Genomic DNA, 15281 nt, shown 5'->3' on the forward strand with positions numbered 1-15281 from the left:
TACAGTAAAACACAATAACAGCAAGACAAGTTTATCTAAAATAGATAAGTGTAATTTCAAAATAAAATCATAATTTTGACAAATCTACGTATAATACTTCTAACCTATATTTACTCTATAGCAAATTTCTATGAAGATTTTTCTTATTTCCAATATGTTTCCCTCGAAAAATGATGGCTTATTTGGTGTTTTTGTTAAAAACTTTAAAGAAGAATTAGAAGATCACCATATTACTTTTTCTGAAACTGCCTTAATTAAAGGAAGAGCAATAAGTACATTAAAAAAAATAAGGAATTATAGCGTCCATTATTTTAAAATTGTGTCGTCTTTTTTTAAAGATTATGATCTTATTTATGTTCATTTTATAACCCATCATATTCCTATACTTTTAATTTTACTGCCTTTTAAAAACAAACCTTGGGTTCTTAATGCTCATGGGGATGATATTATAGGGCTTCAAAAATCAAGATTTCTTAACTATTTTGCAGTTAAGATTTTAAAAAAAGTTGATTTAATAGTAGTACCAACAAGTTACTTTAAAGAAAAAATTTTAAAAAATTATCCCTTTATAGAAAGCTCAAAAGTATTTATTTCCCCTTCAGGAGGGATTAGTCCTAAACTTTTCTATAAGAAGAAAAATATTGAAGAAAATAAAGTAATAACGCTCGGTTTTGTTTCTCGTTTTATTGAGGAAAAGGGCTGGAAAACATTTTTAGAATCTTTAAAACTACTTCAACAAAATAATGTATGTTTTAATGCAGTTATTGCTGGCAAAGGACCAGATGAAGAACTTATAAAAGATTATATAAAAAAGAATGATATTAATGGCACTAATTTTTTAGGTTTTGTAAATCAAAAAGACTTAGTGCATCTTTATAATCAATTAGATCTTTATATTTTTCCAACTTACAGAGAGGGGGAAAGTTTGGGATTAACAGGTATAGAGGCAATGGCCTGTGGAACTCCTGTGATTGCTTGTAATATGGCAGGTCCTTCAACTTATATTAAGCCGGGTCTTAATGGTTATTTGTTTGAACCAAAAAACAGTAACCAATTATATAAATATATTATGTCATATATCAGCAAAAATGAGCTAGAAAAAAAGAAAATGATCCAAGAAGCTTTAGATACCTCTAAAGAGTATGAACAAAAGTTAGTGGCAAAAAAATTAGTGATTCAATTAAATTCTATAGTAAATAGCGTTAGATAGAAGTTTGTTTCCTAAAAAACTTTTCTGCAATATATGCCATTGATATTACTACTATAACTGATGAAATAAGGTTAGTAAGTAAGGCTCCTATTAAACCATATTTTGGCAGTAAAAGATAAATAGAAATAATATTGGTAATAGCCCCCAAAAACATAATCCAAAACCTATATTTTTGTCTGTTTAAAGCAACAATAACCATTTCGTAGCCAGAATATATAAAGGAGAATAGAATCATAAGAGAAATAATGATAAAAGCCACTTGTGTTTCTTCAGTTAAACTAATTTTTGAAATAATTTTTAATATTGTTTCTCTAAAGTAAAACAGACTACATAGAATAAGAAGTAAAGCTGGTATGCTAATAAGTTGTAATTTATGAAAAAAGCTTTTTATTTCTTCTAAAGATTTTCCGGTGATATTTTGTAGTAACACTTGTGAAACAGCTACGTTTATTAATGCAAAAGGAGCTGTAATTAATAAAATTCCTCTATATTTTCCGTAAAGTTCTTCAGAGATTAATAGAGGCATAATTAACATTCCTCCTTGTACAAATGTTGCTGTTAAAATATCTTGAAAACCATAATAACCACGCTCATTTAAACTCCTGAATATGTTTATATCTTTAAAATGTATAGATTCTATTAAATCATTAGCGCTTATATCTTTTGATAGTAAAAAACATAGAAAAGTAGTGAAAAAGTTGATAAAAATTAAAGCATAGAAATAGAATGCAATATTAATAGGATAATCTATAAAGGTTAATCCAATAATCACCCCTATTAATAAGGAAAAAATAAGATTGATTAATAAATCAAATTTAAAACTTCCTAAAGCCTTTAAGTAGGTAAAAACTATTGTATTAATGCTAAAAAAAAAGCCCAAAATTATCCCTAAATATAAGAGTTGTCCATAGGGTTGATCTATAAATAAATCTATCAAATAGAAAAATACTATAGCAATACAGAAAAGTAAGTAAGAAGAAGCTAAACTTTGTTGAAAAATCAATTTTGCTTTCTCTGGGTTATTTCCAGATTTTATTAAAAAAGTTTGACTTCCAAAAGGTAAGATGGCTATAGAAAAATTAGCTATGGAATAAATAAAAGCAAAGATTCCAAAATCTTTATCTCCTAAAGAAGTTAACAAAAATATATTTAGCAACCATCTAGATCCAAATTGAAGACCCATTGATAAATTGTTAAACAATGTGTTTTTAAGAAATTTATTCTTAGTTAATTTGGTTATTATCAAAAGCTAGTTTATTTTTTATATAATTTACAATGATCACAACTCCCGGTCCAGAAAATATGACAAACAATGGATAAATCTCATATCTGTATCTAGTCTGAACCTCTATAAATATATAAGCAGTTACAAAACCTAAGAGCGCTATAAAAATCAATAGCGTATTCGTTCCCAATGCAAAGGGTTTTTTAGAAATTGTAAAACAAAAACAAAAAAATAGAATCGTAAGCCAAAAATAATTAGTTATCGCCTTTTTTGAACTGGAATTATAATTTGCCCAAAAAAATACTTCGTCAGGTTTTCCCCACATTAATTTAAACTTTTCTTCAAAGAGGTTTAACACTTCGAGCTTCTTATCTGTTCTTTCTGTTATTTTTTGTTTTGCTAAACGTTCAAAATCTAGAAAATTGTTTTGTTTTAATAAATCTGCATCATTTTTATTCCATTGCCCTGTTCTCTCAGGATTTAGTCCAACTAATAATTTATAACTAGGCGCAGGGTTATCATACAACGTATTTTTAGTAATATTAAAAAATAAAAATAAACCGCTAATAACAATCATTATCAAATGAAATGGGATCATTATCTTTAATGAGCTTACTAATAAAACTTTAATATTATTCTTTGTAAATATCTTTCTATGATTGAGAAAATGTATTATAAAATAGGCTAAGATGGCAAGAATAAAAACTGTACCAATAGGTCTAAAAATATGTCCTAACCCGATGAATAATGCACAATAAATGAGTTGTTTTTTGCAAATTAAAAAATATAAACCCATCATGATAAAAAATATAGAGATGGTTTGATTGGTAAGAATTGCCGTGTAAACAACAAATGGAGGGAATAATGCGGCAACAAATAAAGCAATAATTGCAGCTTGAGGATTAAACAATTTTTTAGTTATTTTATAGATGAAAAATACAATTCCTACACTCCATAAAACATTCATCACTTTAATAGACAATAACCCCCCCAAATATTTAATGAAAAATGCCAAGTAAATGGTAAATGGTATATTAAAAACAGCAAAATTATAATAGCTTTTATGAAAAGCTTCTCGATTACCTGATAACCAATCATTTGCTGTATTAAACATCATAACAAAATCAGATTTTAGCGGAGCTTCAATTGTTAAAATCAATCTTAATCGTACAAATAAAGCTATGAGTAAACCACTTAATAGAAGAAATATAAGGTTTTTATTGATTAATTTTCTTTTAAAAAGAAAGAAGGAGATTCCTAACGCAAGGAAAATGCTTAGCAGAAACTTTAAAATTTTTAAAGTAATTAGTTTTTCCTCAATTTGATGAAATGTGGAGGTAAACATCAAAAAAAATATAACTGAAAATACAATTAATACAAAAGGTTTAAGAATTTTAAGCATTTTTAAGTTTTTCAATGATATACCTAGGTCTTCCTTTTACCTGGTAATAAATTTTTCCAATATATTCTCCGATAACTCCAATGGCCAAAGTTTGAATACCTCCAAAAAAGACAACTGCAATTAAGATTGATGTCCATCCAGAGACTACATTACCAATGAGTAATTGTATTAACGCATATAAAGTTAAAAAGAATGAAAGAATTATTGAAAATACGCCTATGTATAATACTATTTTTAAAGGTTTATTACTAAAGGATGTAATTCCATCCCAAGCAAAAGCTAACATTTTTTTTAAAGGATATTTAGACTCCCCCAACGAGCGTTCTTTTCTCTTATAATAAACTACCCCTTGTTTAAAACCAATCTCTGGAAAAATACCTCTTAAAAATAAATGAGATTCCTTAAATTTTAGAAATTCAAGTAATACCTTATTGCTAATCAATCTAAAATCTGCGTGATGTTTAATGGATTTAACCCCCATTCTTAACATTAGATCATAAAATAACGTAGCCGTTTTACGCTTAAAGTAAGTATCATTTTGGCGGTCATTTCTTACTCCGTAAACGATATCATCGCCATTGTCGTAAGCATCAATCATTTTATCTATACAATCAATATCATCTTGTAAATCAACATCTATCGTTATATAAATATCGAAATTGTTTTTTAAGGTATCTAAACCTGCCAATAACGCAAACTGATGACCAAAATTATTAGCCAATTTTATAGCGATAATTGACTTTTCTTTATAACTGTCTAAAATTTTCCAAGTGTCATCTTTGCTTCCGTCATCTACAAAACAAAGTTTACTATCTGCGCTTATCTTCTTTTCATCCATTAAATAAGTTAGCTTCTTTAATAGATGAGATTTACTATAATCAAGAATTGTTTCTTCATTATAACAAGGCAAAATTATTGCTAATTGAGGAGTTTTGAGATCCATTTTAAAATTAATTTTATTACCGCTCCACTTTAAAATAAGGATTTAGCAAATTTTCTTTATTGTAACGTAAGGGCAAATCGTCTTCCATATTTATCACCTCAACATCTAAGCCTCTTAATACCGCGTGGGCTGCTGCAGTATCCCATTCCATCGTAGGGGCAAAGCGAGGGTAAATATCGGCATCGCTATCGGCAATGAGCATAAATTTTAGGGAACTTCCCATAGAAACGGTTTCTGCTTCTTTAAACTGGGCTATGTATTCTTTTGTTTCCTCGTTAAGGTGTGACCTGGAAGCTACAATACGCGTAGGTCCTTTATCATGCTTAATTAACTTTAACTCTACTTGCGGATCCATATTTTCAGACTTAAAAGCACCTATACCTTCTCCGCCATAATAAAGCTGATCTAAAACCGGAGCGTATACTACGCCTAAAATGGGTTTTTGTTTATAAATTAATGCAATGTTCACTGTAAACTCTCCATTCTTTTTGATAAACTCTTTGGTGCCGTCAAGCGGATCTACCATCCAGAAATATTCCCAACCCTTTCGCTCTCCGTAAGGAATTTTTGCTCCTTCTTCAGAAAGTATCGGCAAGCCGCTTTCTTTTAGTTTTTCAACAATAGTTTGATGCGCCCATTGATCTGCTTTAGTCAGCGGACTATGATCTCCTTTTTCTTCCACTCCAAAATCTTCAGAATTATAAACTTCTAAAATTTTGATTCCAGCATCTCTAGCCGCATCAATAATAAGTGGTACAAATTGTTTGATTTCCATAATTATAATATCATTCCGGCCGCGACCGTTTCATTTAATTTTTATACTGTTTTCTTTCATTTTATTTTAAAAGAAAATTTTCTTGATAAAGCTTGCTCAAACTTTTTTCCCAATCTACCATAGAAAACTCAAAAACATCTTTAAATTTTTCTTTACTTAAAACGCTATTTTTTGGTCGCGCTGCTTTGGTTTTATAAGCATTTGAGGCTATAAGTGTACATTTTGAGTCTTGCTGTAGGTTTAAAATAGCCTGGGCAAAACCATACCATGTAGTCTGTCCGTTATTGCTAAAATGGTAAATCCCATAATTTTGCTTTTTCTCCTTAATTAAATATAAGATAGCATGAGCTAAATCGTTTGCGTTCGTAGGTGTGCCGGTTTGCTCTTCTGTAATTTTTAAATCTATATTTTCTGCGGATTTCTGCAGAATTGTTTTGTAAAAATTATTCCCAAATTGCGAATATAACCACGAAGTACGTAAAATAAAGTAGGCTTGCGACTGTTCTTGAATAAGTTGCTCTCCTTTCAATTTTGAGGCGCCATACACATTTATAGGGTAAGTATCATCGTCTTCTGTATATGGAGATTTCTTTTCTCCATCAAAAACATAATCTGTAGAAATATGAATTAAAACACCGTGATGCGCATTACAAACAGCCACCAAATTCTCTACTGCGTAAGCATTAATCAAATATGCCTTATCTTCTTCTTCTTCGGCTTTCTCCACATTGGTATACGCAGCACAATTGATACAATAATCATAAGCTTCTGCTTTAAAATCTTTTTCTAAAGCATCCTTAGAACTTATGTCTAAACGAGCAACATCTTTAAAATAAAATTGAGCTTCCGGAAAGTTTTTAGCTGCTAATTGCAAGCATTTTCCTAATTGTCCTTCCCCTCCTATGACTAAGATTTTATCCATTTAAATATTCTTTTAAAGTTGGTAAACCCTTATCTTTTTCTGAAATAATCAATTGCTCTTGTGGCAGCTTCCAATCTATATGTAATTGGGGATCATTAAAGATAATTCCAGCTTCAGCGGCTTTATCGTAATAATTATCACATTTATAACTAAAAATAACCTCATCAGTTAAGCAAACAAATCCGTGAGCAAAACCTTTAGGCACGAATAATTGAAGTTGATTTTCGCTATTTAATACACAAGAGAATTTTTGTAAATACGTCTCTGAATCTGGACGTAAATCTACCATCACATCTTGTATTTCACCTAGTATAACGCGCACCAATTTAGCCTGTGCCGCTTCCCCAGTTTGAAAATGCAAACCACGCAAAGTTCCTTTTTGGGAAACAGACTGGTTGTCTTGCACAAAATTAACCACTAACCCCGTTTCTTCTTGAAATTTTTGCTGATTAAAACTTTCTAAAAAATAACCTCTTGCGTCTTTAAAAACCGATGGTTCTACAATAAAACAATCTCGTAAAGGGGTTTCTAAAATCTTCATGATTCAATATTTTTAGCATATCCACTTTTTAATAAGGGTGCTTTTAATTCTTCTAGTTGCTCCTTGTTGATGAATCCCATTTTATAGACTACCTCCTCAATAGCTCCTACTTTTAATCCTTGTCGCTCTTCTATGGCTTCCACAAAGTTAGAGGCCTGCATGAGAGATTTAAAAGTACCGGTATCTAACCACGCGGTTCCTTTATCTAAAATACTCACCTTTAACTTACCCTTTTTAAGGTACGCATTGTTCACATCGGTGATTTCAAGTTCTCCACGATGGCTGGGTTTAATATTTTTAGCAATTTCTACGACCTCATTATCATAAAAGTAAATGCCAGGAACAGCATACCTAGATTTCGGATTTTTAGGCTTTTCTTCAATAGAAATAGCAGTTCCTTCTTCATTAAATTCTACTACCCCATAACGTTCTGGATCGTGTACGTGATATGCATAAATTATTCCACCATCTGGATTGCTATTTTCTTGTAATAGTTCATCTAAACCACTGCCGTAAAAAATATTGTCTCCTAGAATAAGAGCCACTTTTTCTTTTCCTATAAACTCTTCCCCAATAATAAAGGCTTCGGCTAAACCGTTAGGGTTTTCCTGTACTTTATACTCAAAATGACAGCCAAGATGTGAACCGTCTCCCAATAATTTTTTAAATAAAGGTAAATCATGCGGCGTAGAGATGATTAAAATTTCTCGTATTCCTGCAGAAATAAGAGTGGATAAAGGATAATAAATCATCGGCTTATCATACACTGGGAGTAATTGTTTGCTAACCGCTAAAGTAAGGGGATGTAATCTTGTTCCTGAACCTCCTGCTAATATAATTCCTTTCATTGGATGTATTTATTTAAATACCATTGGATGGTTTTTTTAATTCCAGATTCAAAATTTTCTTTGGCTTCCCAACCTAATTTCCGTTCTATTTTTGATGCATCTATAGCATATCTAAAATCATGACCTGGTCTATCTTTTACAAAGCTAATTAGATTTTTATAGGATTCTTTGTTTTCTCTAGGATGAATATCGTCTAAGATTTCGCAAATGCTCTGCGCGATGTATAAATTTTGACGTTCATTCTTTCCTCCAATATTATAAGTTTCTCCTAATTTTCCTTCCGCTAAGGCTAGTTTAATTCCTTTACAATGATCCAACACAAATAACCAATCTCTAATGTTGGTTCCTTCCCCATAGATGGGAATAGTTTCTTCTTGAATCGCTTTACGGATAATCGTAGGAATCAATTTTTCGTCATGCTGATGCGGGCCGTAATTATTAGAACAATTAGTCGTCACTACAGGCATCCCGTAAGTATGAAAGTAACTTCTCACCAACATATCTGATGCTGCTTTTGAAGCGCTATATGGACTATTTGGAGCATACGGAGTTTCTTCGGTAAACAAGCCTGTTTCTCCCAAAGTTCCATAAACCTCATCTGTAGAAACATGTAAAAATCGAGCCTTAGAAAACTCCTCTTTTAAAGCAAACGGTTCTTCCATCCACGTTTTATACGCAGTTTGTAATAAATTAAAGCTACCGTTAACGTTGGTTTCTATAAATACAGAAGGATTTGCTATTGAATTATCTACATGGGATTCGGCTGCAAAATGAACGACTTCGTCAAATTGATGCTTTGCAAAAAGCTCTTGAATTAATTGAAGATTACAAATATCTCCTTCTATAAATTGATAATTGGGATGTTGAGACACTTCAATATTCGCTAAATCTCCCGCATAAGTAAGGCTATCTAGATTAACCACCTTCACTTCTTCTTGTAAACCTAACAGATAATTAATGTAGTTAGAACCTATGAATCCTGCACCACCTGTAACCAAAATTGTTTTCATAAATTATTCTTTTAATGCTCTTGCTTTCTTTAATACTACAATTAACACGTACAATATACTAAAGCCAATTAAAAGCAAAATTGGAGCTACCAACATTTTATTTTTTTGTAAAAAAGGCTTCTTATGTACGGGCTTAGAGCTTCCTAAATCAATTACTTTTAAAAATTCTTCATGTTTAATTTTTTCTGAAATAAGGTCGCGTGTTTCCCTTTGTAATTCAGAACGCTGAGAAATGAGTCCGTCAAAATCAAAATTAGCTCCGTTAACGATTACTCCCGTTGTTGCAGATTCATTTTTTTGAGAATAAGTGGCAATAAGCTCATCTAAGGAAGCGATAAATTTCTTATTGTCAACCACTTGTTGCTCTAAATAAGCCGACTTTTCTGCATATACTTTTGTAAAATAGGCATTCTCTCTTAGTTTTTTAAATACTTTTTGAAATAACTCTTCCCCATTTTGTTCTGAAGAATATTTTAAAGTAACACGATGAACACTTACTTTGTTTTGAATCAATTCGGTTTTAGCCTTCTCATCTAGTAAATTGGTTTCATCCAAATACTGTAGAAAAGATTTTTCCTCATAACCTAACAATTGTGTGATGTAAACAGGAGTTATCTGTAACGATAGCGAAGAAATAGCTTCCGTTTCTAACTCTTTCTGCCAAGATTTGTTTTTTGTAGACAAGGCAAAATTAACCTCATCTATCTTTTTATATAAATATGAAGAACCTTCATCACTCGCTGCCACTAAAGCTTCTATTTGATAATAGGTTTTAGTCTGCTGGTTCCAAAAATAGCCAACAATAAGTCCAACGATGATTATCGAAATTAAAACAATACTATACTTAAGTAGAAACTGAATTAATCTAAGAAATGCGTTTCCAATAGAATTAAACCCATTCTTTACCATTCTAAAAAGATCAAAAAGATCTATTTCTTCATTGTTTTTTGAATCGCTCATTATGATTTAAAAATTTGTTCTAATATTTTTTCTGTAATCAAATAGGTAGGTTTCACTCCAGAGGTGCCTAAACCACCAGAAGCCAATGTGCTTCCTGTTTCTAGCGGGTTATCACTAGCGTAATAAGCATACCTTACTTTTACATTTGCATTAATATTACCGCGCAATCTTGCCGCCGCCTGAATGGCTTTTTGGTAATGCGCTCCTTCCATTTCTAATCCAATCACATTCCACGTCGAATCGTGGAAAAATTTTAAAATGTCTTTATTTTGTAAAGAAGTTCCAAGCACAGTAATCATTGCACCGCCAAACACCTGTATATCATTTCCTTCTAATTCTTCTATCTTCAATTCATTGGTAAAAGGATAATTATCTGCAGTTCCTTCAAAAACGTGCGCATCTGGAATCATAATATCTCCTTTTCCTCCTTCCAAAATTCCCGCTTTTCCCATAATAGAAATAGAATCTACGTTAAGATGAAAACTTTTATCATCAAAAATATAAGGCTTTAAAAGCTCATCCATCGTTTCATAAGCCTGTTCTCCAAAAGCATAATCCATGACAATAATTACTGGAGCATCTTCTCCTTCAGCCTTAAAACGCTCTTCGTGATGGTCAATTTTACGGGTATCAAAAATCTGCACATCAATATTTGTCCCGCTACAATCTTCTAAGAAAGTCATTCCTTTGGCTAAAGCTACTTTCATTACTTTAGTTCTAACCTGCCCATTCGCAGGATTACTTAAAGCCTCATAAATTTCTCGTATAGACTTTTTCTTGAGTTCTGCTTTTAAAGCTATAGGTGCATAAAGTGTATTCATCACGCTATGCATATTGGCACTAATAATATGAATCTTTCTATTCAGTAAACCTTTTTCAACCAAGGTTTTCTTAATATGATCTGCCCAAATTTCACCGTGAATGTGATGTCCTAGACGTTCTCTTAGCACCGGACTAAAAGTTACAATTCGTTTATTATTATGTACAATTTCATCAATAGCTAATTTTCCTAAATGGTAAATAATATGTAAAAATCGCTCTTCATTTTTTGGCTGACTAAATAATGGATGAATCATTCGTACCTCGTTAAAGGTTCTTCCCAAAATGTTGGCCGTGTGGGTCAAAGCTATTTCACGCTCTGCCTCTGTAAGGTCCTTTTGTTGTACCGCTTTTTCCAGTTTTTTCCAGTCTCTGGTCACATTTCCCTCTTCATCAATAATCACTCGACGCATAATTTTATGTGACTCAATAAACATAAAAGTAAGATGAGTAAGAATATCGTAAATTTCCGACCTTCCTCTGGTAATTTCAATGTTCATTTGCTCCTCATCAATGCGGTAACAATTTCTTCTTCGCTTAGGAGGAACAATAGGCTGAAAATGAGAATTAGCATAACCTTCATCACTGGTTAAATTGATGAATCTACATTCCTCAATCCCAATAGGCAAACGATCTATAACGTATAATAGACCATTTAATTCTAATTTATCTTCTCCTACAGAGCCGTAAATTTCTGGTCTTAATATAAGCAATGCTTCTCTTAAAGTTTCTCCCGAAACTCCCATAGGCTTATAAAAACCACGGTTAAATAAGTGTCGCATCGTAATGTATAAACGCTCAATAGCATTAGAGCTTTCTTGCGCTCTATTTCTTCCCTGGGTCTTAAATTTATTCATGCATTTTTGTATCTTTTACAGTTGTCTATGTAAGGCATCGGCAATTTTTCTATCATTGGACAATCTTGGTATTTTATTTTGACCGCCTAATTTCCCTATAGACTTCATATAGGCCTGAAATCCATTTTTCTTTACGGAAGTGATTACTAGTGGTTTTAAAATTTTTCCCGATATTAAGTCTAGATAATAACTATTCTGCTCTTGTAAGTTTTCATCCAAACTTAAGGCAAATATATCTAAATTTTTAGGTTCTTCTTCAAACTCTATCAACCATTCGTGATAAGGTAAGCCTTTCGGCGGATTTATTTGCGGTGCGACCGTAAATTCATTAATTTTTACATCGTGTTCTTGCGCTGCTTTTTTCATCGCATATTCTACCTCTTTCGCAATTACGTGCTCTCCAAAGGCAGAGGTATAATGTTTTATTCTTCCCGAAACAATTACCCGGTAAGGTTTTACGCTTGTAAATATCACCGTATCTCCCAAATTATACGCCCAAAGTCCAGCATTGGTAGAAATAATCATTACATAATTAGTGTCTTTTTCTACTTCCGCTAAGCTTAAGCGCTTGGCATTTTCTTCAAAAAACTCTTCTGCTTTTATAAACTCATAAAAAATCCCGGCGTCGAGCCTTAACAACATTCCGGGTTTTCCTTGTTGATCTTGGTAAGCAAAAAAGCCTTCCGAAGCAGGGAATAATTCTATGCTATCTACCTTTCTTCCTATAAGCGAATCAAACTTAGTGCGATAAGGTTCAAAATTAACGCCGCCATAAATCAGTAAATCAAATTCTGGGAATAGTTCGCCTACCTTTTTTCCCGTTTTTTCCTGCAAACGCTCAAAATACATTTGCAACCAAGAAGGGATTCCGCTAAAAACACTCATTTCTTCAGGAAGTGTTTCTTCTACAATTGCATCTACTTTTGTTTCCCAATCTTCTATGCAATTGGTTTCCCAACTAGGCAATCTATTTTTTTGTAGGTATGCGGGCACATAATGCGCCACAATCCCCGAAAGTCTTCCCAACTTAATTCCATTTTTTTCTTGCATCTCTGGACTTCCTTGTAGAAAAATCATTTTCCCAGATACAAAATCTGCTTTTCCTGTTTCTGCAATATAATTAAGGATGGCATTCCTAGCGCCAGAAACATGTGTAGGCATAGATTCTTTTGTTAATGGAATGTATTTTGCACCGCTTGTTGTCCCCGATGTTTTAGCAAAATAAAGAGGCTTTCCTGGCCAAAGTACATCCTCTTCTCCCGCCACTACTTTATTCACATAAGGTTTTAAAGCTTCGTAATCTCGCACAGGAACTTCTCGCGTAAAATCTTGGTAACTTTTAATTTTATCAAAATTATGGTCTTTACCAAATTGGGTTTTTTTAGCCCTAGAGATCAATTCTGTAAAAACCTTTTGCTGGGTTTCTATAGGGTTCTTAGCCCATGTATTAATCTGGGACTTAACGACCTTCGCAAAAATTTTAGCTCCAAAAGTTTTTAATGACATACGCTTTTATTCAAACTCTAAAAATTCAGTTGGGTTAATGGGATACCCATCACTCCACAATTCAAAGTGCAGGTGAGGACCTGTAGAAAAACTTCCAGTAGATCCCGACATGGCGATCACTTCTCCCGCTTTAACCAATTCTCCTTGTTCTTTCGTTAAAGATGAATTGTGTTTATAGACAGAAATCAATCCGTAACTATGTTCTATAATAATCACATAACCCGTATCTGCGGTCCATGTGGCAAATATAACTGTTCCATCAGCAGTAGATTTTACCGGTGAGTTTTCTTTAGCAATAATATCTACAGCATAATGCTTCTCTTGTGCATTATAAGCTTCTGAAATCTGTCCACGCAACGGAGTAAACAATTTTACCGCTGTTTTGGCTACCGCTTTATCCAACACATTGTATTTATCTTCCTGCTCTACTTCTTTTCTCAAAATAGAATCATTAACGGAAGGTTGAAAATTCACCGTGTCAGAATTCACCGAAGTGGATGTTTCTAAAGTATCTTCTTTAAAATCTAACGGACTTACCTCGCCGCTTAACATTCTTTTGATGGAGGTGAAATATTGATTTTGTTTATGAATTACTTGTTGTAAAGAATCTGTTTTGTAAACTAACTGTGTAGCGGTTTGCTTTAATTGCGGAGAGGAATAACCAGGAATATATTCTCGTAACGGAGAAAAAGCAATGAGCAATGTGGTAAGTACAATCAAGACAATAACAGAAATCCCTACGGTTACAAAAACATTTAACAGAGTTAGCCTATACGAAAACCGCTCTTCAAACGTATCTTCATTAAGCACTACCAAACGGTATTTGTGTAGCAATTTTCTGGCAAACTTCTTTTTGCCTTTTTGTTTTTTACCCATATTCTTTAATTATTTGCAAATATAAGATAATATATTGTGCGTATTTATGTTCTTATTAACGCAGAGTTTAAATTTTAATTACTAAATTTGTTTAGATTAAAAATAGAAATTATGTTATTAAATATATTTTTGGCAATGCCTGGACCAGCCGCTCTTATTCTTATAGTGGTTGCAATTCTATTATTGTTTGGAGGAAAAAAGATTCCAGAATTAATGAAAGGTCTTGGTAGCGGTATCAAAGAATTTAAAGATGCTTCTAAGGAAGATGAAAAAACAGATACAAAAGCACCTGCCAATGAACCGGTAGAAGATAAAAAATAACTTTAAGTTAAGAGTCAAAACAAAAAGGCAGGATTTTTTAAAATCCTGCCTTTTTGTTTTCTACTTCTTTTATTTAATTTTAGCCGACTTTAAAATCGCTTCCAATTCAAAAATATTGTCTCGCTTAGTTGCTGAAGGTCTAAATACAAATCCTTCCAAGATTACATAGCGTTTATTCTTTTCGTCTCTTACAGCATAATTAATAAATGGTCCTGCCATAAATGCATTTTTCACTTCCCAAGTTCCTCTGGTTTCGTAGGCAAATTTTCCATCAATTTTAGATTCAAATAAATATGGTGCATAAGCCTCTTCTGTAATTAAAAAAGAGCCTTCTCTAGGTCCAGGCACACGAGCTTCTCCAATAGAATCTCTCATTTTAATAATATTACCTACCACATTGGTATCTCTATCAATCACATGAAAAGGAATTTCATATACCAAAATCTCCATACTTCCGTTAGGTACATCTTTTCGTATCCAAAAGAAATCTTTCTCGCTTTTAGCATATCGATAAGCCGTAGGAAACTTTAAGCTAACCCCTAAATTCTTTTCTAAGAGTTCATCTTTTTTTAAAGACTTAGAAATTCTTCGCTGCTGCTCCTTGATTTCAGTGTCCTTTAAGGCATTTATAATTTCATCATTATGAGAATTTAAAGTCTCCATAATGGCTGGTTTTGATGGACCCGAAACAAAAATACCCGTTTGCGGCTTCGCAAAAGTATCGGTTACCACTTCAAAGCTTGGCGAAGAGGATTTCTCTATTTTTAAAAAAGTTCTATTATTCTGTACAAAACCAGAAAATGCCTTAGGTGGAATTTGATTCATATCAAACAAAGGCTCTTGCTGCGGTAAACCATCTACGGGAGAAGCTAAATTTTTTCGTAAAGTCTCACCAATTTCTCCTTCCCATAAATCGTTATCTATAATGATAGAAAGATTATTTAATCTTCCGTTAGAGTCGCTTAAATTATTTTTTTCATTGGATTGGTCGTCGCAAGAAGTAACTAAAATTCCGATAAGGAATAGATAGAAAAAGTTTTTCATCGTGGTTAGCTTATGGTTTGAT

Annotated in this window: 15 protein-coding genes; 2 read left to right on the top strand and 13 right to left on the bottom strand. The window is 32.5% G+C overall.

The window, feature by feature from the left end:
• Positions 1-130: 130 nt before the first annotated feature.
• On the top strand, positions 131-1210 hold the full coding sequence (locus RLT85_RS08420) for a glycosyltransferase family 4 protein (RefSeq protein ID WP_311401590.1): 1080 nt from the start codon (positions 131-133) through the stop codon (positions 1208-1210).
• Here RLT85_RS08420 and RLT85_RS08425 read toward each other — a convergent pair.
• The 12 genes from RLT85_RS08425 to RLT85_RS08480 all read right to left on the bottom strand — a co-directional run bounded on the left by RLT85_RS08425 (position 1203) and on the right by RLT85_RS08480 (position 13894).
• Positions 1203-2393 carry a lipopolysaccharide biosynthesis protein gene (locus tag RLT85_RS08425; protein ID WP_311401591.1) on the bottom strand — a complete coding sequence of 397 codons (1191 nt, stop codon included), beginning with the start codon at positions 2391-2393 and terminating at the stop codon, positions 1203-1205. The genes RLT85_RS08420 and RLT85_RS08425 overlap by 8 nt on opposite strands.
• A 40-nt stretch (positions 2394-2433) precedes the next feature.
• A complete protein-coding gene (locus RLT85_RS08430) occupies positions 2434-3837 on the bottom strand; it encodes a glycosyltransferase family 39 protein (protein ID WP_311401592.1) in 1404 nt (467 codons plus the stop codon).
• Positions 3830-4780 (bottom strand): glycosyltransferase family 2 protein, encoded by a 951-nt coding sequence (locus RLT85_RS08435; RefSeq protein WP_311401593.1) that lies wholly within the window; start codon positions 4778-4780, stop codon positions 3830-3832. The genes RLT85_RS08430 and RLT85_RS08435 overlap by 8 nt, the downstream gene beginning before the upstream one ends.
• Positions 4781-4796: 16 nt before the next feature.
• Complete coding sequence (gene cysQ / locus RLT85_RS08440; protein ID WP_311401594.1) at positions 4797-5555, bottom strand: 3'(2'),5'-bisphosphate nucleotidase CysQ; 759 nt, start codon at positions 5553-5555, stop codon at positions 4797-4799.
• 61 nt (positions 5556-5616) lie between these two features.
• Positions 5617-6477 (bottom strand): dTDP-4-dehydrorhamnose reductase, encoded by an 861-nt coding sequence (gene rfbD, locus RLT85_RS08445; RefSeq protein WP_311401595.1) that lies wholly within the window; start codon positions 6475-6477, stop codon positions 5617-5619.
• Entirely contained in the window at positions 6470-7018 is a 549-nt protein-coding gene (gene rfbC / locus RLT85_RS08450) for a dTDP-4-dehydrorhamnose 3,5-epimerase (protein ID WP_311401596.1), read from the bottom strand. Before rfbC ends, rfbD begins: the two co-directional genes overlap by 8 nt.
• Positions 7015-7866 carry a glucose-1-phosphate thymidylyltransferase RfbA gene (gene rfbA, locus RLT85_RS08455; protein WP_311401597.1) on the bottom strand — a complete coding sequence of 284 codons (852 nt, stop codon included), beginning with the start codon at positions 7864-7866 and terminating at the stop codon, positions 7015-7017. Before rfbA ends, rfbC begins: the two co-directional genes overlap by 4 nt.
• Positions 7863-8876, bottom strand: a complete 1014-nt coding sequence (gene rfbB, locus RLT85_RS08460) for a dTDP-glucose 4,6-dehydratase (RefSeq protein WP_311401598.1) — start codon at positions 8874-8876, stop codon at positions 7863-7865. The genes rfbA and rfbB overlap by 4 nt, the downstream gene beginning before the upstream one ends.
• 3 nt (positions 8877-8879) lie before the next feature.
• Complete coding sequence (locus RLT85_RS08465) at positions 8880-9836, bottom strand: hypothetical protein (protein ID WP_311401599.1); 957 nt, start codon at positions 9834-9836, stop codon at positions 8880-8882.
• Positions 9836-11512, bottom strand: coding sequence for a DUF6909 family protein (locus tag RLT85_RS08470; protein ID WP_311401600.1), 1677 nt, complete (start codon positions 11510-11512; stop codon positions 9836-9838). The genes RLT85_RS08465 and RLT85_RS08470 overlap by 1 nt, the downstream gene beginning before the upstream one ends.
• 15 nt (positions 11513-11527) lie before the next feature.
• Positions 11528-13018 carry a GH3 auxin-responsive promoter family protein gene (locus RLT85_RS08475; protein ID WP_311401601.1) on the bottom strand — a complete coding sequence of 497 codons (1491 nt, stop codon included), beginning with the start codon at positions 13016-13018 and terminating at the stop codon, positions 11528-11530.
• Between the two features lie 6 nt (positions 13019-13024).
• Positions 13025-13894: a M23 family metallopeptidase gene (locus RLT85_RS08480; protein ID WP_311401602.1), complete on the bottom strand. Its 870-nt coding sequence runs from the start codon at positions 13892-13894 to the stop codon at positions 13025-13027.
• Positions 13895-14002: 108 nt separating this feature from the next.
• Between RLT85_RS08480 and tatA the strand changes: the two genes are divergently transcribed.
• Positions 14003-14215 (top strand): Sec-independent protein translocase subunit TatA, encoded by a 213-nt coding sequence (tatA, locus tag RLT85_RS08485; protein ID WP_311401713.1) that lies wholly within the window; start codon positions 14003-14005, stop codon positions 14213-14215.
• A 69-nt stretch (positions 14216-14284) separates the two neighbouring features.
• Here the strand turns inward: tatA and RLT85_RS08490 are convergent, their stop codons facing one another.
• Entirely contained in the window at positions 14285-15259 is a 975-nt protein-coding gene (locus RLT85_RS08490) for a DUF4837 family protein (RefSeq protein ID WP_311401603.1), read from the bottom strand.
• Between the last annotated feature and the right edge of the window lie 22 nt (positions 15260-15281).

The sequence above is a fragment of the Mesonia ostreae genome (assembly GCF_031845265.1).
In the GTDB taxonomy this organism is placed as follows: domain Bacteria; phylum Bacteroidota; class Bacteroidia; order Flavobacteriales; family Flavobacteriaceae; genus Mesonia; species Mesonia ostreae.

What these genes read in the sequence shown, in the direction of transcription:
- RLT85_RS08420 (WP_311401590.1), top strand. Translation starts at nt 131, where the DNA reads ATGAAGATTTTTCTTATTTCCAATATGTTTCCCTCGAAAAATGATGGC.
- RLT85_RS08425 (WP_311401591.1), bottom strand. Translation starts at nt 2,393, where the DNA reads ATGGGTCTTCAATTTGGATCTAGATGGTTGCTAAATATATTTTTGTTA.
- RLT85_RS08430 (WP_311401592.1), bottom strand. Translation starts at nt 3,837, where the DNA reads ATGCTTAAAATTCTTAAACCTTTTGTATTAATTGTATTTTCAGTTATA.
- RLT85_RS08435 (WP_311401593.1), bottom strand. Translation starts at nt 4,780, where the DNA reads ATGGATCTCAAAACTCCTCAATTAGCAATAATTTTGCCTTGTTATAAT.
- cysQ (WP_311401594.1), bottom strand. Translation starts at nt 5,555, where the DNA reads ATGGAAATCAAACAATTTGTACCACTTATTATTGATGCGGCTAGAGAT.
- rfbD (WP_311401595.1), bottom strand. Translation starts at nt 6,477, where the DNA reads ATGGATAAAATCTTAGTCATAGGAGGGGAAGGACAATTAGGAAAATGC.
- rfbC (WP_311401596.1), bottom strand. Translation starts at nt 7,018, where the DNA reads ATGAAGATTTTAGAAACCCCTTTACGAGATTGTTTTATTGTAGAACCA.
- rfbA (WP_311401597.1), bottom strand. Translation starts at nt 7,866, where the DNA reads ATGAAAGGAATTATATTAGCAGGAGGTTCAGGAACAAGATTACATCCC.
- rfbB (WP_311401598.1), bottom strand. Translation starts at nt 8,876, where the DNA reads ATGAAAACAATTTTGGTTACAGGTGGTGCAGGATTCATAGGTTCTAAC.
- RLT85_RS08465 (WP_311401599.1), bottom strand. Translation starts at nt 9,836, where the DNA reads ATGAGCGATTCAAAAAACAATGAAGAAATAGATCTTTTTGATCTTTTT.
- RLT85_RS08470 (WP_311401600.1), bottom strand. Translation starts at nt 11,512, where the DNA reads ATGAATAAATTTAAGACCCAGGGAAGAAATAGAGCGCAAGAAAGCTCT.
- RLT85_RS08475 (WP_311401601.1), bottom strand. Translation starts at nt 13,018, where the DNA reads ATGTCATTAAAAACTTTTGGAGCTAAAATTTTTGCGAAGGTCGTTAAG.
- RLT85_RS08480 (WP_311401602.1), bottom strand. Translation starts at nt 13,894, where the DNA reads ATGGGTAAAAAACAAAAAGGCAAAAAGAAGTTTGCCAGAAAATTGCTA.
- RLT85_RS08490 (WP_311401603.1), bottom strand. Translation starts at nt 15,259, where the DNA reads ATGAAAAACTTTTTCTATCTATTCCTTATCGGAATTTTAGTTACTTCT.